Source organism: Nocardia sp. NPDC052001 (assembly GCF_040680615.1).
Lineage (GTDB): Bacteria > Actinomycetota > Actinomycetes > Mycobacteriales > Mycobacteriaceae > Nocardia.
On record NZ_JBFAXC010000009.1, the window covers coordinates 30,984 to 50,148 of the forward strand.

Annotated in this window: 17 protein-coding genes; 7 read left to right on the forward strand and 10 right to left on the reverse strand. The window is 67.4% G+C overall.

What is annotated here, in order from left to right; genetic code table 11:
• The first annotated feature begins 53 nt into the window (after positions 1-53).
• The 5 genes from AB0L82_RS32975 to AB0L82_RS32995 are packed head-to-tail and all read left to right on the forward strand — an operon-like array spanning position 54 to position 6,622.
• Complete coding sequence (locus tag AB0L82_RS32975; RefSeq protein ID WP_364645291.1) at positions 54-1,565, forward strand: NAD(P)/FAD-dependent oxidoreductase; 1,512 nt, start codon at positions 54-56, stop codon at positions 1,563-1,565.
• The gene (locus tag AB0L82_RS32980; protein ID WP_364645294.1) at positions 1,562-2,521 is read left to right on the forward strand and encodes an SDR family NAD(P)-dependent oxidoreductase; all 960 of its coding nucleotides are present in this window, start codon (positions 1,562-1,564) and stop codon (positions 2,519-2,521) included. Before AB0L82_RS32975 ends, AB0L82_RS32980 begins: the two co-directional genes overlap by 4 nt.
• Positions 2,508-3,419, forward strand: coding sequence for an SDR family NAD(P)-dependent oxidoreductase (locus AB0L82_RS32985; RefSeq protein WP_364645297.1), 912 nt, complete (start codon positions 2,508-2,510; stop codon positions 3,417-3,419). The genes AB0L82_RS32980 and AB0L82_RS32985 overlap by 14 nt, the downstream gene beginning before the upstream one ends.
• Positions 3,416-4,963, forward strand: coding sequence for an aldehyde dehydrogenase family protein (locus AB0L82_RS32990; RefSeq protein ID WP_364645300.1), 1,548 nt, complete (start codon positions 3,416-3,418; stop codon positions 4,961-4,963). The genes AB0L82_RS32985 and AB0L82_RS32990 overlap by 4 nt, the downstream gene beginning before the upstream one ends.
• A 21-nt stretch (positions 4,964-4,984) precedes the next feature.
• Positions 4,985-6,622: an acyl-CoA synthetase gene (locus AB0L82_RS32995; RefSeq protein WP_364645303.1), complete on the forward strand. Its 1,638-nt coding sequence runs from the start codon at positions 4,985-4,987 to the stop codon at positions 6,620-6,622.
• Positions 6,623-6,720: 98 nt separating this feature from the next.
• On the opposite strand, the gene AB0L82_RS33000 is transcribed toward AB0L82_RS32995, so the two are convergent.
• Genes AB0L82_RS33000 through AB0L82_RS33040 form a run of 9 tightly spaced genes read right to left on the reverse strand, consistent with a single transcriptional unit; the run spans position 6,721 to position 15,306 of the window.
• On the reverse strand, positions 6,721-7,335 hold the full coding sequence (locus AB0L82_RS33000; RefSeq protein WP_364645306.1) for a hypothetical protein: 615 nt from the start codon (positions 7,333-7,335) through the stop codon (positions 6,721-6,723).
• A 16-nt stretch (positions 7,336-7,351) separates the two neighbouring features.
• Complete coding sequence (locus AB0L82_RS33005) at positions 7,352-8,296, reverse strand: MlaD family protein (protein ID WP_364645309.1); 945 nt, start codon at positions 8,294-8,296, stop codon at positions 7,352-7,354.
• Between the two features lie 11 nt (positions 8,297-8,307).
• Complete coding sequence (locus AB0L82_RS33010) at positions 8,308-9,381, reverse strand: MlaD family protein (protein ID WP_364645311.1); 1,074 nt, start codon at positions 9,379-9,381, stop codon at positions 8,308-8,310.
• Positions 9,378-10,484 carry an MlaD family protein gene (locus AB0L82_RS33015; protein WP_364645314.1) on the reverse strand — a complete coding sequence of 369 codons (1,107 nt, stop codon included), beginning with the start codon at positions 10,482-10,484 and terminating at the stop codon, positions 9,378-9,380. Before AB0L82_RS33015 ends, AB0L82_RS33010 begins: the two co-directional genes overlap by 4 nt.
• Positions 10,484-11,548 carry an MlaD family protein gene (locus AB0L82_RS33020; protein ID WP_364645317.1) on the reverse strand — a complete coding sequence of 355 codons (1,065 nt, stop codon included), beginning with the start codon at positions 11,546-11,548 and terminating at the stop codon, positions 10,484-10,486. Before AB0L82_RS33020 ends, AB0L82_RS33015 begins: the two co-directional genes overlap by 1 nt.
• Positions 11,536-12,543 (reverse strand): MlaD family protein, encoded by a 1,008-nt coding sequence (locus AB0L82_RS33025; protein ID WP_364645320.1) that lies wholly within the window; start codon positions 12,541-12,543, stop codon positions 11,536-11,538. The genes AB0L82_RS33020 and AB0L82_RS33025 overlap by 13 nt, the downstream gene beginning before the upstream one ends.
• Positions 12,540-13,586, reverse strand: coding sequence for a mammalian cell entry protein (locus AB0L82_RS33030; RefSeq protein ID WP_364645323.1), 1,047 nt, complete (start codon positions 13,584-13,586; stop codon positions 12,540-12,542). Before AB0L82_RS33030 ends, AB0L82_RS33025 begins: the two co-directional genes overlap by 4 nt.
• Positions 13,587-13,591: 5 nt before the next feature.
• On the reverse strand, positions 13,592-14,455 hold the full coding sequence (locus AB0L82_RS33035) for an ABC transporter permease (RefSeq protein ID WP_364645326.1): 864 nt from the start codon (positions 14,453-14,455) through the stop codon (positions 13,592-13,594).
• Positions 14,455-15,306 (reverse strand): ABC transporter permease, encoded by an 852-nt coding sequence (locus AB0L82_RS33040; protein WP_364645329.1) that lies wholly within the window; start codon positions 15,304-15,306, stop codon positions 14,455-14,457. The genes AB0L82_RS33035 and AB0L82_RS33040 overlap by 1 nt, the downstream gene beginning before the upstream one ends.
• A gap of 271 nt (positions 15,307-15,577) precedes the next feature.
• Here AB0L82_RS33040 and AB0L82_RS33045 point away from each other — a divergent pair, with 271 nt between their 5' ends.
• Positions 15,578-16,768: a TetR family transcriptional regulator gene (locus AB0L82_RS33045; protein ID WP_364645332.1), complete on the forward strand. Its 1,191-nt coding sequence runs from the start codon at positions 15,578-15,580 to the stop codon at positions 16,766-16,768.
• Positions 16,769-16,799: 31 nt separating this feature from the next.
• On the opposite strand, the gene AB0L82_RS33050 is transcribed toward AB0L82_RS33045, so the two are convergent.
• Positions 16,800-17,804 carry an AraC family transcriptional regulator ligand-binding domain-containing protein gene (locus tag AB0L82_RS33050; protein ID WP_364645335.1) on the reverse strand — a complete coding sequence of 335 codons (1,005 nt, stop codon included), beginning with the start codon at positions 17,802-17,804 and terminating at the stop codon, positions 16,800-16,802.
• A gap of 150 nt (positions 17,805-17,954) precedes the next feature.
• On the opposite strand from AB0L82_RS33050, the gene AB0L82_RS33055 reads away from it, so the two are divergent.
• Positions 17,955-19,160 carry a lipid-transfer protein gene (locus AB0L82_RS33055; RefSeq protein ID WP_364645338.1) on the forward strand — a complete coding sequence of 402 codons (1,206 nt, stop codon included), beginning with the start codon at positions 17,955-17,957 and terminating at the stop codon, positions 19,158-19,160.
• The last annotated feature ends 5 nt before the right edge of the window (positions 19,161-19,165 follow it).

A 19,165-nucleotide genomic window follows, 5' to 3' on the forward strand; every position in this document is an offset into this window, starting at 1 on the left:
CGGCAATACCGTCGAACATGACCGAGACCACAGTGAAGTGAAGAGGTGCTTCGATGGATACGACCGCAGCGACGCGGGCGTCCCGCCCGGCCGGAAGGGTTTCCGTGGCGATCATCGGCGGCGGATTCAGCGGACTGGCCGCGGCGATCGGATTGAAGCGGGCCGGGTTCGACGACTTCGTGCTGTTCGAGCGGGCCGAGGGCGTCGGCGGGGTGTGGCGGCACAATGAATATCCGGGCGCGGCCTGTGATGTGGCCTCGTCGCTGTATTCGTTCTCGTTCGAGCCGAACCCGAACTGGTCGCGGCCGTTCGCGCCGCAGCCGGAGATCAAGAGATACCTCGAGCACTGCGCCGAAAAGTACGGCATCGCATCGCATCTGCGCTGCGGCACCGAGATCGCCGCGGCCGACTTCGACGAGGCGGCGGGGGAGTGGACGATTACCACCACTGCTGGTGCGCGGCACACCGCCCGAGTCCTGATCTCGGCATGCGGTCAGCTGACCCGCCCGAAGATCCCGAACATTCCCGGGCTGGAAGGCTTTACCGGGGAGATCTTCCACTCGGCGGAGTGGAATCACGATTACGACCTGCGTGGTAAGCGGGTCGCCGTGGTCGGCAACGGCGCCAGCGCCGTGCAGCTGGTGCCACAGATCGCGTCGAAGGTGGAGCAGCTCACCGTATTTCAGCGCAGCGCCGAGTACCTGATCCCGAAGCCGGACTACTCGCATCGCGACCTCGAGCACAGGCTGTATCGCCGCGTGCCCGGTGCGTTGAAGGCGCTGCGCGGAGCCTGGTGGACGATCGGCGAGTACGTCAATCCCGCGCTCACCCTGGACATGAGCCCGCGGCTGCGCAAGGCGTACCTGGCCCCGTTCTTCTATGCCACCCGGGCGCAGCTGCGCCTGCAGATCAAGGATCCGGTGTTGCGGGCCAAGCTGACTCCCGACTACCAGATTGGGTGTAAGCGAATTCTGTTGTCCAGCAACTACTATCCCGCGTTGGCACGCGACAATGCGGACGTGGTCACCGAGGCGATCACGGAGGTGGCGGGCACCGGGCTCATCACCGAGGACGGCGTGAAACGCGAATTCGACGCCATCATCTTCGCGACCGGCTTCCACGCCAATGGTTTTGTCGCCCCGATGGCGGTGCACGGCGTCGATGGGCAGAACCTGAACGAGACGTGGGCGGCCGGGCCCGAAGCGTATCTGGGCCTGACGGTGTCCGGGTTCCCCAACCTTTTCCTGATGTACGGACCCAACACCAATTTCGGTGGCGGGTCGATCGTGTACATCCTGGAGAGCCAGGCCCGCTACATCGTCGATGCCGTCCGGCAGCTCGAACACAGTGGCGCACGGTATTTCGACGTTCTGCGGGACGCCTTCGACGCCTTCAGTGCCGAGGCGCAGCGACGTCTCGCCGGTTCGGTATGGGCCAAGGGCGGCTGCACCACCTGGTATCGCAACGACAAGGGCAAGGTCACCAACAACTGGCCGGGCCTGATGATCGAGTACCGTCGCCGCACCCGCCGGATGGACCTGGACAAGTACCGGGTGGTGCGATGACGGGCGTCCGAAAGCGGCTGGCGCGGGCCCAGAACGAGCTGGCCAGGCTGACCATCAACACGCTGACACCGCCCCGGCGTCTGCCCAGTCCGTTCGGGCCGGAGCTGCGTGACCGAGTACACGGCAAGACGGTGCTGATCACCGGCGCCTCCAGCGGCATCGGGCGCGGCTTGGCCGTGCGGGTCGCCGCCGAGGGTGCGCTCACCATCGTGACCGCCCGCCGCGCAACGGAATTGGCGGACGTGGTCACCGAGATCCGGGATGCGGGCGGGCAGGCCTTCGCCATCGTCTCGGACCTGTCCACCGACTCGGGCGTCGACCAACTTGCCGACGAGGTGCTCGCCGAGTTCGGCGCACCCGACATCCTGGTCAACAATGCCGGGCGCTCCATTCGGCGCTCGATCGCCAATTCCGAACACCGCCTGCACGATTACGAGCGCACCATGCGCACGAACTATCTCGGTGCGGTGGGGTTGATGCTGCGTCTGCTGCCGCCGATGCGCCGCCGCGGGTCCGGGCAGGTGATCACCAGTTCCTCCATCGGCGTCGTCGCCGACCTGCCGCGCTTCTCCGCCTATATCGGATCCAAGGCGGCCCTGGAGGCGGTCGTACGAGTTGCCGCGGTCGAATGCCTCTCCGACGGAGTGGTTTTCACCAATGTGCATATCCCACTGGTGGACACCGACATGATCGGCCCCACCGGGTGGGGTGGCTACACGGCGCTGCCGATCGAGGACGCCGTGGAGATGATGGTCGACGCGATCGTGCGCCGGCCGAACCAGCTGGAGAATCCGCTCGGCGCGGCGGCGTTGTGGACGAACCGACTCGCGCCCGGCCTCGCCCGCCGCGGACTGCATCACTTCCACCGGATGATCCCGGATTCCCCGGCGGCGAAGTCAGCCGGATACCAACCGTCGCGGTACCAGACCAAGGAGTCGAACCATGAGCAGAACTGACCTCGCAGGCAAGAAGATCGCCATCACCGGCGGCGCGCGCGGCATCGGCGCGGCCACCGCGCGGCTGCTGGCCGACCGTGGCGCGGCGGTCGCCATCGGTGATATCGACGCGGAACTGGCGGCCGAGACCGCGGCGCAGATCTCCGCCGCGACCGGGGCGCGGGTGCACGGGTTGAAAGTTGATGTCACCGACCGGGTTTCGTTCGAGCAGTACCTCGACGCCGCTGAATCGGGGCTGGGTGGCCTGGATGTACTGGTGAACAACGCGGGCATCATGCCGACCGGTGAATTCCTCGACGAGTCCGACACCGTCACCGACCGGCAGCTCGATATCAATGTGCGGGGCGTGATCACCGGCTCCAAGCTCGCGGGCCGCCGCTTCGCCGGGCGCGGGCGCGGGCATATCGTCAATATCGCCTCTGTCGCAGGCATTTCCGCAGCGCCCGGCGTCGCGGTGTACTGCGCGAGCAAGTACGCGGTGGTGGGTCTCGGTGCGGCGCTGCACCAGGAGCTCGCGCCCAAGGGCGTCACGGTCACCACCATCGCGCCGAGTTTCGTCAATACCGAGCTGATCGCGGGCCTGTCGCCGAACTGGTTCGTGCGCCAGATCGGCTTCATCGAGCCCGAGACCGTGGCCGCCGCCATTGCCGAGGCGATCGCGGGTAGGCGGGGCGGGTTCCGCACCGTCCCGAAGATCGGAGGAGTATTCCTGCGGGCGTTGATGCCCTTGCCGGAGAACCTCCGCAACTCCATCTACGGCGCACTCGGATTGCAACACGTGACCTTGAATTCGGACGAGTCGGTGCGCGCCGCCTACCGTGAACGCACCGAAAAGCCCACCCCGGCAGCCGAACCCGAGAAGCAGACCGGAACCCGCAAGACCGGAACGCGGTCGTGACCACGCATCTGCGCTCGGCGGGAGAAACCCACAGTGCCGAGTTCCCCACCGTGACCGTGACCTCGCCGCTGGATGGGCGCACGCTGAATGTGCTGTGCGCCGACTCGTCCGATGACGTGCGCGCCACCGCAACCCGGCTGCGCGACGCCCAGCCGCGCTGGGAGCAGCTCGGACTCGACGGCCGCTCGAAATGGCTGGATCGGTACCGAAACTGGTTGCTGGACAACGCCGATCGCATTACAGGGTTGCTGCACGAGGAAACCGGCAAGGCCAAGGCGGAAGCGCCGATCGAGCTCGGTCTGAGCATCGACGCGCTGAACTACTACAACGAGCACGCCGCCGAATTCCTCGGCGCCGGGCACCCCCGGCCGCACAGCTTGCTCACCGCGACCAAGCGACTCGAGGTCAACCACCGGCCCTATCCGCTGGTCGGCGTGATCAGCCCGTGGAATTACCCGCTGGCGCTGGCGCTGTTCGACGCTCTGCCCGCGCTCATCGCGGGTGCGGCGGTGCTGTTGAAGCCGTCCTCCGAGACGCCCCTGGCGATCTCGGCGGCGGTCGCAGGGTGGGAGGAGATCGGTGCGCCACCGGTTTTCGCGACTGTCGTCGGCGCGGGAATCGGGTCCACCGTCGTCGATGTCGTCGACTACGTCCAGTTCACCGGTTCCACCGCTACCGGCCGCACCGTCGCCCAGCAGGCCGCGTCCCGGCTCATCCCGTACGGGCTCGAGCTAGGCGGCAAGGATCCGGCGATCGTGCTGGCCGACGCGAATGTGGTGCAGGCGGCGGCGGGCATTGCCTTCGGCGGTCTGTCGAATTCGGGGCAGATGTGCACCGCCGTGGAACGCGTGTACGTCGAGGCCGCGGTGCACGACGAGTTCGTGGACAAGCTGGTCGAGGTGGTTGCCGCGCTGCGGCAGTGCCCCGGCGGCCCGGACGACGGTTCGGTCGACCTCGGGGCCATGGTCACCGAGTCCCAGGTCGAGGTCGCCGCGGAACAGGTCCGCGACGCCGTCGCCAAGGGCGCGGTGCTGCGGATCGGCGGCAGCGGCGGCGGCCACTACTTCGAGCCGACAGTGCTGACCGGCGTGGATCATTCGATGCGGGTGATGACCGAGGAGACCTTCGGGCCGATCCTGCCGGTCATGCGGGTCCGTGACGCGGACGAGGCGATCCGGTTGGCCAACGGCTCCGACTACGGGCTGTCGGCCAGCGTCTGGACCCGAAACCTGGAGCGCGGCAAGCAGATCGCTCGCCGGCTCGAAGTCGGCTCGGTGGATGTCAACGACGTCAACGCGCATCTGGCCTGCTTCCCGCTGCCCATGTCGGGATGGAAGGACTCCGGCGCGGGCGGCGGCCGCCTCGGCGGCGCAGCGGGAATCCGCAAATACTGCCGGACGAATACGGTGACGAGTCCGCGGATCGAGTTGTCCGCCATCGCCGCACTGCTGTGGTTTCCGTACTCGCCGTGGAAGACTCGTGCGGTCGAGAAGTCGATGCGATTGCTGGGCGGCCGGAATCTCGCGCGCCGCCTGGGAATCTGAGAGGACATCATGCTGACATCGATGACATCGCGGGCCGCCGAACGGCTGGCCGGGGTGGGCGAGATGCTCAAAGCCGCGGTACGGATGCAGGAAACCGGTGTGATCGAGCTGCGACGGCCGGACGAGATGCTGCGGCTGGCACGCGCGAATGGCGGTTACGGCCCGCAGGCGGCGGTGGCCCTGCGGTCGGCAGGCCGGTACCCGGACGCACCGGCCGTGGCCGACGAGCGGGGCGTGCTGACCTACGGGCAGCTCGATGAGCAGTCGAACGCGCTCGCCCGGGCATTGCTGGCGCGAGGTTTGCGGTCCGGCGAGGTGGTCGGACTGCTGGCCCGTGACCACCGGGGCCTGCTGCTGGCTGTCATCGCTGCGGGCAAGGCCGGGCTGCGAATCGCATTGCTGAACACCGGATTCGCCAAGCCGCAGTTCGCCGAGGTATGCAGGCGCGAGCAGGTGCGCGCGGTGCTGCACGACAGCGAATTCTCCGATCTGCTCGGCGCGCTGCCCGCGGAACTGCCCCGCCTGCTGACGTGGGTGGCCGAAGGGTACGACCTGCCCGCGGGGGCGGTCACGATCGAGTCGGTGATCGCGGTGTCGAGCCGCGAGCCGCTGCCGTTGCCGGACCGGCCCGCCGGATTCGTGATCCTCACCAGCGGCACCACCGGCCTGCCGAAAGGCGCTCCGCGCACCAAGGTTTCGCCGTTCACCCCCGCACTGATCGTCGACCGCATCCCCTTCCCGCGCCGGGGCACGGTCGTGATCGCCTCGCCGATATTCCACACCACCGGCATGGGGGCCTGGACCGTGGCGACCTCGCTGGCCAACAAGGTCGTGCTGTCGCGCCGCTTCGACGCCGAGGCCACGCTCGCGGCCATCGAGCAGCACCGGGCGCAGATGCTGGTGGCGGTGCCGACCCAGCTGAACCGGATACTCGCGCTGGGGCCCGACATCATCGGCAAGTACGACACCCGTTCGCTGACAACGGTCATGGTGGCGGGCTCCGCTCTTTCCCCCGAGCTGGCCACCCGCTTCCAGGACACCTTCGGCGAGGTGCTGTACAACCTGTACGGGTCCACCGAGGTGGCCGTCGCCACGGTCGCCCAGCCGCAGGATCTGCGCCGTGCCCCGGGCACGGTCGGCCGTCCGCCGATCACCTCCAGCGTCGTGCTCTTCGACGACGAGGACCGGCCCATCGACGCACCGAATGTGCTCGGCCGCATCTTCGTACGCACCGTCGCACCCTTCGAGGGTTACACCGACGGCCGCAACAAGCAGATCATCGACGGCTACATGTCCACCGGTGACACCGGCCACTTCGACAGCGCCGGTCTGCTTTTCGTCGACGGTCGCGACGACGACATGATCGTCTCCGGCGGCGAGAACGTCTACCCGCTCGAGGTGGAGAACCTGCTGGCGCAGCGACCCGACATCGATGACGTCGCCGTCGTCGGTGTCGACGATGCGGACTTCGGAAAACGGCTGCGCGCCTTTGTCGTGCGCAACCCCGGGACGTCTCCGGACCCGCAGGAGATCAAGGACTACGTCAAAGCCAACCTGGCTCGCTACAAGGTCCCTCGCGATGTGGTGTTCATCGACGAACTACCGAGAAACGCCACCGGCAAGGTGGTGCGCCGCGTGCTCGAGGAACACGCGCCGTAGCAGGTCCAGCGACTCCAACGACCCGCCGGTGACCGACGACCAGACCCGCAACCCGATCAGGTTGCGGGCCTTGGCTTGTTGCCCTCCCGAGGCCGGATTCACTTGCCCGGCAAGGCGGTGTCCAGGCCGCCGACGTCGGTGATCTTCCAGTCGGCGTGCTGGTCGATGGTGAGGGCGTAGGTGACGGTGGTCTGGCTGCCCTGGGGGTTCTGGGCACTGGTGGAGGTGACGTTCACGAAGACGCTCACCTTGCGGATGCCATCGGCGGCGGAGGTGACGACCGCGGTGATCGGGGTGGCGTTGGAGGTCCACTGCAGCGGCATCAGGATCTGTTCGAGTTGTGGTGCGGTGGCATCGAATTTGGCGGCCAGCTGCGGGGTGGTGTCGGTCTTGAGCTTGTCGAACCAGGCTTTGAGGTTCTTGCTGTCGATGGTGGACGCGCCGAGGGCGTAGTCGGTGGCGATCTGCTGGGCGTGCTTGTCGTCGGCGGCGCGGCCGTCGCGATCGTGCAGGTCGCCACGGGCCGACAGCCACAGGGTCGCGAAGACACCGGCGCACACGACCAGCACGGTGACGACCACGCCCGCGAGCACTGTGGAGAGCTGAATTTGTCGGGCGGAATCGTCCTTCGGGGTCGCCTTGGTGGAATCGGGTGCCGAATCCTCAGTGCTACTCGCGGTTTCGGCCTCGGGTTCGATCGTGGTGCTGGTCATGGTTCACTCTCCGGGATTACTTGACGTGGATCTCTAAATGGACGGCGCCGTCGGGGCCGACCGTGTTCAGGGCCTGGGTGATCAACGCGCCCAGGTCTATCCGTGCCGCGACGTCTCGGGTGGAGTCGAGCAGCGGTTGCAGTGCGGGCAGTTGCGCGGCGGTGCGCGGGCCGATCTTCGCCAGGTAGGCGGTGAGATCGTGCAGGAACGGCACCAGACCGTCCGGGCCCATCATCGGCCCGGGCTGGATGCCTTTGGCGAAGCTGGCCGCGGTCACGGGGATGGCCGCGCCCAGCCGGACGCCGATATCGGTCCATTCGGGACCGCCCGCGGTGAGAGCTGTTCCGGCCCAGTCCATATCGGCTCCCATGGTCTGTAGGTCGGCCAGCAGCGAATGGATGGTGGCCGTGCGGCTGAGGATGGTCGCGGCCAGCAGCTCGGTGGAGCGTTGCAGCCGCGGCATGGCGGTCGAGGTTCCGGCGGTGGCGGTGTCGAGGGTGTCGATCAGTGCACGAATGGCAGTGGGGTCGAGTTGTTTCAGCAGCTCGACCGCGCGAACCGACAACTTCGGCACGGTGGTCGGAAGCCGCACGGTGCGCGCCTCGATGACTTGCCCGTCGGCGAGGTAGGGCGCACCGGCTCGTTCCGGATCGAACTCCACATACGGCTCGCCCAGCGCCGACAGGTTCTCGATGCGCACGGTGCTGGCGATCGGGATACGCGGTGAATCAGCCAGGCGCAGTGTGATTTCCACGCCGGAGGCGACCTTGCGAATGGTGGTGACCGTGCCGACGTCGGTGCCCGAGAGCAGCACCGGCGAGCCCACGCCGATACCGCCGGAGTCGGGTACCGTCATCGTGGTCGTCAGGTGGTGGGCGAGCGGGTTGAACCGCAGCACCCCGAATGCGAGGTAGCAGACGCCGACGACGAGCACGAGAACGATCGCGCCGAAAGAGAACACCGAACTCTTCCTCATCGCACCGCCCCGATCATGCGCAGCGCGTCGATGATATGACCGGTCTGGTCCGCGGGCGCGGCACCGCTCGGGGACACTGTGGCCGAGACGATGTCCACCTTGGGTCCGTGCTCGACGAATGGAATCAGCTTGGTCGCCATGAGATCCACGAGCTTCTTCAGGTTGGACGGTGAATTCGTATCGAGCGGTCGAGCGCCGAACAACGCCGGGACGAGAGCGGTGGTCTGCGCGTCGAGCGCTCCGACCAGCGGCCCGAGCCACGCCGCCGACCGGGCGACGGGCCCGAGATCGCTGAACACGTACACCAGTTGCACCACGGAGTTGACCGCGGCGGTGGTGTGCTGCACGCCGTAGTCGGTGAGCAGCCGGTCCAGGATGTCGCGGTCCGCATCGAGGGAGCTCAGGTTCGCGTGCAGCCCGTCGAGCAGGGCGTCGACGCTGTCGAGCCGGTTGCCGACGTCCATGAGGTCGTTGCCCACTACCCCGAAAACCTGTGCGGTACGGGCGGGATCGTCGGCGAAGACCCGGTTCGCTTGCCGCACCACGTCCTGGAAGCTGGTGATCGCGCCGCTGCCCGCCGCGGTGGCCAGTCCGGCGAGGGTGTCCTCGATCTGGGTGGCGGGGCGGGTGTCGGCGAGCGGGATGGTGGCGTCGGGGGCGAGCGTGGCCCCGGTCGTGCCGGTCGTGGTGGTGAGTGCGATCTGCACATCGCCGAGCGGCGTCGTTTGGCGTAGCTGCGCGGTCGTCGAGGACGGAAGCCGCACGGAGCCTTCTATCTTCACTGTCGCGAGCACATAGCCCTGGCGTGGTGCGCCGGGATCCTGTGCGGCAGTGACGATCTTGATGCTTTCGAGGTTGCCCACGGGCACGCCGTCCGCGGTCACCTTCGCGCCGGGCGGCAGGTTCAGCACATCCGGGAACTGGATGTGCAGCACGTAGGTGTCGCCCGACACGGTGGTGCCGGGTACGGGGATTGCGGCCGGGTCGAAGCCGCAGCCGCTGACGGCGAGCGCCGCGGTCAGCGCACAGGCCGCGATCGGCAGCCGGAATGTCCTGCGCGACAGTGTCATCGGGCTCCTACCGATCCGAAGATGAGTGCTGTGAGCGGCACGTTCACCAGACCGTTGCCGTCGTCGGCGCAGCGTCCGGGTGTGAGCGCGTTGACGGCCGCGCAGACCTGCTCGGCGGCCGCCGTCGGGAGCTGTACCCGGGGCGGGGCGTAGTCGAGGGTGGTGCGGCCGGTGTCGGCGTCGACAGAGCGGGTGAAAACCCCTGCGAGGGAGGGGATCATGCGGATCACGTCGAGCAGCGAGCCGAGTCCCGCGGCGGCCCGCAGGATGAGCGGATCGGCGGCGTCCAGTTGGCGCAGGGCCTCGCCGCCGAACATGACCGTGATGTCGTTGAGCATCGGCAGCACATCCCCGATGTCGGTGAGCACCGAGGTGATCGGCGGCACCGCCATGGTGTCCACCGCGTGCAGGCCGCCGGGCAGTCCGGTCAACACCTCTTCGACCTCTCCCCAGCCGTTGGCTGCGCTGTGGGCCAATGCGGCCAGGGCGTCGAGTAATCGGCCGAGGTGCCCGATGGCGGCATCGGGGGAGTCGAGCACGGTACTGAGCGTGCGGATGATGTCGTTGATCTGCGGTCCCGTTCCGGCGGTGGCATCGTTCACCGCCGCCAGTCCGGCGCCGATGCGACCCTGCTGGGCCGGATCGGCGCCGCCATTGAGCTCGTCGGCCAGTTTCGAGACGGCGGAGAAGGTTTGGCTGAGGCTCTTGGGGGTGAGCGTCTTGGTGATGCACCGACCGGCGTCCCAGTGCGGCCCGCCGGTGGGGCGGTTCCCGATGAGCGCGAGCCGGCGGTCGGCCACGAGGGTGTCGGAGACCGTGGTCGCGCCGACGTCGGGCGGAAGCGCCTCGTCGGCCGGAATGTCGAAGTCGACCCGGGCGCCGGTGCCGGTGGCCTGGATTCGGGTCACCTTTCCGGAGGCGATGCCGCGCAGCGTGACGGTGCTACCGGCGTAGAGGCCGATGGCGTCGGGCATCGCCGCGCAGTAGGTGCGCATGGCTCGTGGTGGCTTGGCCAGGGTGTACCCGCCCACGGCGACGACGGCCACCAGGGTCAGCGTCGCCACCGAGAGGACGGCGCGGGAGGCGAACAGGCGGCGCAGCATCAGCAGCTCCTTCCCGGGACAGGGATGCACGGCGCGGTCGCCTGCACCGTGGTGCCGGACTGGTCGATGGTCAGCCCCTGATCGCCGACCAGCGGTTGCAGGCGCTGCCCGAAGGCGCGCAGCCCATCGAGCAGCGTGCCGAGCTTGTCGCCGATCTCGTGTAGCCGCGGAATCGCGTCGGCCACGGGCTGGGCCATGGGTTCGAGCGTCGACTTCCACTGCTGCCCGACCGGCACCAAGCGGCTCACCGTCGAGGCGAGGTAGTCGAGTTCGCGGGACACCTGGAATTTGTTCTGTTCGATGAGTGTGACCAGGATGCCGAGATTCCGGATCAGGCTGATGAGCACCTGCTTGCTGTCGTCGAGCGCCGACACGTACTGATCGGCCACCGACAGGGCGCTGGAGATGTCGGCGTTCTGCCGATTCAGCAGGTCGGCAATGGTTTTCGTGGCGGTAACCGCGTGCCCGATGGCCTGTGGGCTCTGCGTGATCGAGTCCTGCAGCGCGGCCAGATTGCGGCGCAGCACGTCGCCGTCGACCTGGTCGATCGGGGCGATCGCGTCCTGGAACAGTTGCGGCAGGCTGTAGGGCAGCACCACATGGTCCATGGGAATCGTGTTGTGGCCCAACGGCTTGGTGCCGGCCGGGGTGAGTGCGACATAGTGGCCGCCGACCACGGTGAGCATCCGGGCGGCCAGGGTGCTCTGCGCACCCACGAAGACGTCCTTGTTCACGCTGAACGTCATGGTCGCGCGGTCGGCTCGCAGTTGCAGGGACCGCACCTTGCCTACCGTGATGCCCGCGACGCGTACCGGATCACCCGGATGCACCGACCCGGCGTCGGCCAGATCCGCTGTGTACGTGCTGGTTCCGAGGTCGGCGACATAGACGATGCCGACTGCGGCGAGCACGACCAGCGCCGCCGCGATGCCCGCGAAGCCCCACCGCCGGTCGGTGCGGGCGGCATCACGCTCACTGCGCGGGGCGGTCCCCGTGCCCTCGAGCGAGTCGATGAGCGTGCCGAGACGCCGGGTCAGGGGTTGGATACGGGTCAGGGGTTGCACAGCTTGATCCTTTGTCCGCCGATGAACACCGCGAGGGCGGCCGGGGTGGGTGCGTCGCCGTGCGAGCACGCGGTATCGGTTCCGGTGGCCGGACCGGGGATGAGCGCGGCGAGCGATTGCAACACCGCGGGCAGCCGCTCGAGCACCTCGGTGACCTGTCCCGGATCGGGAAGCGTGTTGCGCAGCAGGGTGTTCAGATCCGGATTGGCGCCGGGCGTGAGTCCGAGGGTGGCGAGCATGTGGTCGGCGGGCTCCAGCACCGGCGGAATGATCTGCGCGAAGTCGATCAGCCCGGTGATGCGCTGGGTGAGGGTTTCGAAGATCAGGGTCAGCTGTGAGATCGACTTGATCGTGTTCCTGGACTTGCCGTTCAGCCGGGTGGCGACCGCACCGAGGTTGCGCACCAGCGTGGAGATCACCGCTTGCCGGTCGGTGGTGTACCCGGAGAGCTTGTCGATGGCGTCCAGCGCCGGGCCGATACTGGTGCTGGTGCCGTTGATCACGGCCAGCATGCTGGCGGCGAACTGATTCAGGTCCCCGGGCGTCAGCTCGGCCAGCACCGGTTGCAGTCCGTTGAACAGCGTCGTGATGTCGAACGAGGGCACGGTCTTATCGGTGCCGATACGGCTGCCCGACCGCAGTAGCGGGGTCTGCTGATCGGGTTGCTGGATATCGAGATAGCGCTGGCCGCTGAGGGATTCGTAGCGAATGGCGAAGGTCGTCCCGGTATAGAGCGGATAGTCGCGTTGCGCGGTGAAGCTCACGTCGGCGTGGCCGCCGTGTAGCTCGACGCTGCGCACCTTGCCGACCGCCACCCCGTGCAATCGCACGTCGTTGTTGGCGAAAAGGCCGCTGGCATCGGTGAATTCGGCAGTGAAGGTGTCGGTGTCGCCGCTGACCGGGCGCGTGACCGTCTGCAGGACAGTGGCGAGCAGCAGGATCATGGCCGCGCCGAACAGCGCCAGCCGGATGATCAGTCCGCGTGTCGTTCTCATCGGTCGGCCCCCGGGATGTTCGGCGAAAGCCCTTGCAACAGCGGCACTGCCAGTCCGGGCACGCCTCGCAGCGCGACATCCAGACGGAGCACCGGCCCGTCGGGAGTGTCGGGCATGGCCGCGCGCAGGCGGTCCAACAGCTCGGTCACCTCCGCCGCGGGCGGCGCGGCGTGGGCGAACGCGGTCAGCACCGGTGCGAGCGCATCGGTGTAGCCGTTGAAGTAGGGCCGCGCGGTGTTCAGCAGTGTCGGCAGCGCGGCGTCGATGTGGTCACGCACCAGAACCACACTGGCGTCGAACTTTTCGCGATCGGCGTCGGACTTCAGGTCCGGGGCGTTGTAGAACGCATCGAGCACGCGCAGCAGGCCGTCGGTTGTATAGGGCAGCCCGGACAGCGTGGAACCGTACTGCTGCAACAGGAACGACGACGGCAGTCGCTGGGTGTCGGCGACCTGCTGCGCGGTGGCGACGATGGTCTGCAGCAGCGGGGTGAAAGCCTTCAGGTCACCGGAGATCTGGCTCAGCACGGTGGCCAGCCGAGGGGTGAGCACCTGGGTGGTGAGCTGCCCGAGCGATTGCAGCAGCGTCGAGATGGTGGCGTCCACCACGCGCCCGGCCTCGGCTCCGGTGAGGTCGACGACGGCGGCATCGTCGAGGCGTCGGCCGCCGGTGCCCGTCCTCAGGGTGAGCTCGCTGATGCCGAACAGATTTCCCGGCGCGTACGCGATCGAGAGATTGTCGGTCAGTCCGAACAGCTGACTTCGCGTCAGCTGCAAGTTGATTCGCTGACGTCCGGTCCCGGCGTTCGCGATGCCGGAGACCGTGCCGACCTTGACGCCGTCGAGGCGGACGTCGACGCCGGACTCGATGCCCGCACCGACCTTGTCGGTCAACAAGGTCACCGACATCGTGTCCGGGTCGGGGCCGAACGGCGCGATCCGCCAGCCGGCCAGTAGGGCCACCGCGACGGCGGTGGCGATCACCCCGGCGCGCCGCGCCCCCGTGGGGGACGCGGTCACTCCGGGCATTCCGAATGCGGGCATGCAGGTCACCCCGTGAAAGACAGGGGCGTACTGAAGCCCCAGAGCGTGATGGTCAGGATCATGTCGAGGGTGATGATGGCGACCAGACTGGCGCGGATCGCCCGGCCCGATGCCACACCGACCCCCTCGGGGCCGCCGGTGGCGAAATACCCTTGGTAGCAATGGATGATGATCACCGCGACCGCGAAGACCAGCACCTTGACGGTGGCGCAGAAGATATCCCAGGCCACCACGAACTGATCGAAGTAGTGGTTGTAGACGCCGGTCGGCTCGCCGTGGATCCCGGTGATGACGGCGGCGGTGGTCAGGTAGCTGATGATCAACGCGATCAGGAATGTCGGCACGATCGCGACGACTCCCGCGATCACCCGTGTGGTGACCACGAACGGCACCGAGCGCACGCCGAGGGACTCGATCGCATCGATTTCCTCGGAGATTCGCATGGACCCGATCTCCGCGGTCATCCGGCACCCGGCCTGCGCGGCGAACCCGACGCCCGCGGCGATCGGAGCCAGCTCGCGGGTATTGGCGAAGGCGGAGATGACACCGGCGAGCTGACCGAGGCCGACCAGGTTCAGTGAGCTGTAGGCCTCGATGCCGATCATCGCGCCCACCGCGCCGCCCATCACCAGCATCACCGCGGCGGTGCCGCCGCCCACGATCACCGACCCGCGGCCCCAGGTCATATCGGTGATCGTGACCATGGTCTGGGCGCGATAGTGCTTGAGCGTCAACGGAATAGAGGACAGCACCTGCCAGACGAAGGCGAGGATGAAGCCGAGCCCGTCGAAGGGGGCCCAGGGCCGCACGCGATGGCGCAGGCGAGTGGCCCAGCGCAGGCCGGGCGGTGCGTAGGAGCTCGCGGTCATCAGGCGAACCTCGTCGGCAGGAACATGGACGCGATCTGGGTGATCAGGACATTCATCAGCGCGGTCGACACCACCGAGAGAATGACCGCGGCGTTCACGCCGTCGGCCACGCCACGCGGCCCGCCCTTGGCCTCGAGTCCGCGCTGGCAGGCGATCGCGACGACCAGAAAGCCGAACACCGTCGATTTGAGCAGTGACACCCACACGTCGGCGGAGGAGGCGAAGGCCCCGAACGACAGCCAGTAGCTGCCGGGCGGCACATCCAGCGCGGTGATCGCGACGATGTACCCGGAAAGCACGCCCATGAAGATGATCAGGATGTTCAGCAGCGGCGCGACGAGCAGCATGGCCGCGATGCGCGGGGCCACCAGTCGCTGCACCGGGTTGATCCCCATCACGCGTAGTGCGTCGATCTCTTCACGAATGGTGCGGGCGCCCAGATCGGCGGCGATGGCCGCGGCCCCGGCTCCTCCCAGCAGCAGGCCGGTGGCCAGCGGCGCGCCCTGTTTGATCACGCCGAGCCCACCGGCCGCGCCGATCAGCGAATTCGCCCCGAGTTGGTGGACGACATTGCCCACCTGCGCCGAGACCACGACTCCGAACGGAATCGCCATCAGCACACCGGGAATCGCGGTGACGGTGATGAGAAACCACGCTTGCGCGAGGGTTTCGCGCCATTGAAACCGCAGGCGCACCAGATCGACTATGCCGATCACGGTGGCCTGTACGCCACCGCGCATGGCTCGCCCGAAGGTTCCCACACTCGACAGCACGGTGTTCGAGAAGTTGTCGCGCAACACCTGCCGGGCCGAGGGCGGCCGGTCGGCGGTCGCGGAGCCGGGTGTCGCCATGACGCCCCCAATCCGATATGTGAATCATGTATAGTGTAACTGGGGTCACAGAATAGGGTGACACTAGATTATCCGCAACATCAGACCAGATGAAAGCGGCAAAATTCAGTGATCTATATGCGAATTCTCCGGCCGATGGATGTTAAGTGAATATTGCATCGTGATAAATTGGTCAATGGTCCAAAGATGTGGGCGCTGGGCGGTCAGCACACGGGGACCGGGCGATAGCATCACTTGTTTGTGACAGGCCGAGGGATCGGAGATCAACGAGATGGCGAGCGGGTCCGCGGCACGCACCCAGGGTGAACCGCTGCGCGGCACCCGCCCCGCGAACCGGCGCGAGCTGATCGTGCGCGCGGCGGCGGAGTTGTTCCACCGCAACGGGTACGCCAAGGTGGCCATGGGTGAGGTCGCGGAGGCGGTGGCGATCGGCCCGTCCGCCCTGTACCGCCACTTCCGCGGCAAACAGGACCTGCTCGACGCGGTCGTCGGCGACGCGCTGCACACCGTCGAGGACGCCTTGCGATCCGCCACCGTCGAGAATCTCGCGGCGACAATGGCGAAGGTCGCGCTCGAACGCCGTGAGATCGGCATCCTGATCCGGCGCGAATCCCGTCAGCTGTCCGTGCCGCGCCGCCGTGTGCACCGTGAGCTCCTCGACCGCATCGGATCGGGCGTCGCGGAACTGATCCGCACTCGTCGGCCGGAGCTGGGCGTTGAGGAGTCCGAGCTGCTGGCCTGGTCCGCGCTCGCCGTCGTGAGCAGCGTTTCCCACCACCGGCTTTCGCTGCCGGATCCCGAATCGCCCACGCTGCTGACCGAACTCGTGACGGCGGTGATCGACACTCCGATCACGCTGCCCGCCGCGCACCGCGCTCGCGCCGGACGCCGCCCGGCACTGACCATGTACTCGCGCCGCGAGGCTCTGCTGGCCGAGGCCGTGCGCCTGTTCGCCCGCGACGGCTTTGCCGGCGTGAGCATGGAGGATATCGGCGCGGGTATCGGCATCGCCGGACCGAGTGTCTACAACCACTTCGCGGTCAAGTCGGAACTGTTGTCCGCGGCCATGTTTCGCGGTGGCGAATGGCTGCGTATGGAAATGGCACGCGCTTTCGCCGACGCCGCTGATGCCCGAGATGGCCTGCGTCGCGTGCTCACCGGATACCGAGCCTTCGTCTTCGGCAACCCCGACCTCATCGAGGTGCTCGTCTCGGAATCGATGCACCTGCCCGAATCCGACCGGCATCGCGCCCGCGCCACACAGCACGACTACATCGCCGAATGGGTCCACCTGGCCGTGCGGATCCACCCGGCCTGGGATCCGGTCAGCGCCCGAATCCGGGTGCAGGCGGTCCAAACCATGATCAACGACATTTCGTTGCTACCTCACCTGAGTGCCCGTCCGGGTGTGGACGACGCACTGGTCACGATAGGTGCACGCCTGCTGATGATCTCGGAGTGAATTCGCTGGCCCGGAACAGCCGCGCCATACTTCAATGCGGCAGTGCCGCCGACCGGTAGTCGGTGGGGGTACTGCCCGTCCAGCGCAGGAACGCGCGGCGGAAGGCTCGGGGTTCGGAGTAGCCGAGGCGGGCGGCCAGGTCCGCGATCGACTCCTCGCCTCGGACCAGGCTCTCGATGGCCCGGTCCCGCAGGATCTCCTCTTGCAGGGTGCGGAACGAGGTGCCCTCGGCGCGCAGCAGGCGGCGCAGGTGCGGCGGGCTGATCGACAGGCGGCGGGCGACCTCGTCGGCGCTGAGCCATTCGGCGGAAGGGTTGCGCTCCAGGATCTTTCGGACTCGGGAGGTGTTCGTGTAGGTCGCGCCCTGGTGGAAGACCAGGCTGCCGGGGGCGTCGCGCAGGAAGATCTTCAGCTCCTGCTCGGTGCGGACCACCGGCTCGGTGAGGTGTCCGGCGTCGAAGGACAAGGCGGCGCGGGGGGCGCCGAAGGTCGGGCGGATTCCGAAGACGATCCCGTATTCCTCGGCCAGATGCTCTGCGCTGAAAGGGAATTCGACCGAGTGCAGGGGGATGGGGCGGCGGATGAGCCAGGTGGCGAAGCGATGCAGGCCGGTGAGCACGGCGAAGATGACGAACGGGTCGAGGCGATGCCGCGGCGGATCGGGGAATTCCACTCGGACGACGCCCGGGTCCGCGACCGTGATGGTTGCGCGCAATCCGGTGCTCAGCGCGGCGAATTCGGTCATGCGCGACAGCGCGGCCCGCAGATCCGCGCAGTGGATGACCGACAGACCGAGCATGCGCAGCACGCCACGGGGGACGGGTTGTGGGCCCAGGCCGAGCAATTCGTCATTGGTCTGCTCCCACAGCGCTTGCGCCACCTTGGACGCCTGTTCCGGTAGCACGCGTGCCCGGTCGTTGCCGTACATCTCCCAGGTCAGTCCCGCCGTGTGCAGCGCGGCGCCGATATCGAGATCGCGGCGGGCAGCGGCTTCGACCGTCGCGCGAACGAACTGAATGGGGAGGGTCCGGCCCACCTGCGCTCCTCTCGGCTGGGAACCGCTCGAAACCTACCAGGCGGTCGATGATCGTTTCGGTCCCCCGGGTTGCCAGGTTCGGTCCTCGAAACGCCCGCACCTCCGCCGATAGCGTTTTCGACACAGCTATTCGACGTGGAGGAGCTTGCCGTGGGCAACAGAGTGTTCGTCATCGGTGTCGGCATGACGAAGTTCGAGAAGCCCGGTCGCCGCAAGAACGAAGACGGCAGCGACTGGGACTACCCGGACATGGCGCGGGAGTCGGGAACCAAGGCGCTCGCGGATGCCGGTATCGACTACCGCCAGGTACAGGAGGCGTACGTCGGTTACGTCTACGGCGAGTCGACCTCCGGTCAGCGGGCCGTGTACGAGTTGGGCATGACCGGAATTCCGGTCGCCAATGTCAACAACAACTGCTCGACCGGATCGACCGCGCTGTATCTGGCCGCGCGGGCGATCAAGGGCGGTCTCGCGGACTGCACCCTGGCGCTGGGCTTCGAGAAGATGCAGCCCGGCTCGCTCGGCACCACATTCAACGACCGCGAACAGCCCATGGGCAATCACATGGAGAAGCTGGCGCAGATCTCCGAGGTGCAGTTCCCGCCCGCGCCGTGGATGTTCGGTGCCGCCGGTCGCGAGCACATGAAGCAATACGGCACCACCGCAGAGCATTTCGCGAAGATCGGGTACAAGAACCACAAGCACTCGGTCAACAACCCGTACGCGCAGTTCCAGGACGAGTACTCACTCGAGGACATCCTGTCCTCGCGGATGATCTACGACCCGCTGACCAAGCTGCAGTGCTCGCCGACCTCGGACGGCTCCGGCGCGGCGATCCTGGCCAGCGAGGCGTTCGTGGACAAGCACGGGCTCGCGGGGCAGGCCGTGGAGATCGTCGGTCAGGCCATGACCACCGACTTCGAGTCCAGCTTCGACGGGACCGCGAAGAACATCATCGGCTATGACATGAATGTGCAAGCCGCACTGCAGGTTTACACGCAGTCGGGCCTCGGTCCGGAGGACTTCCAGGTCATCGAACTGCACGACTGCTTCTCCGCCAATGAACTGCTGCTGTACGAGGCCCTGGGCCTGTGCGGCGAGGGCGAGGCGGGCAAGTTGATCGACGCGGGTGACACCACCTACGGCGGCAAATGGGTCGTCAACCCCTCGGGCGGACTCATCTCCAAGGGACACCCCTTGGGCGCAACGGGTTTGGCGCAGTGCGCCGAGATGACCTGGCAGCTGCGCGGCACCGCCGAGAAGCGTCAGGTCGAGAACGTCACCGCCGCACTGCAACACAATATCGGGCTCGGCGGCGCGGCCGTCGTCACCGCCTACCAGCGCGCCGAGCGCTGACCCCA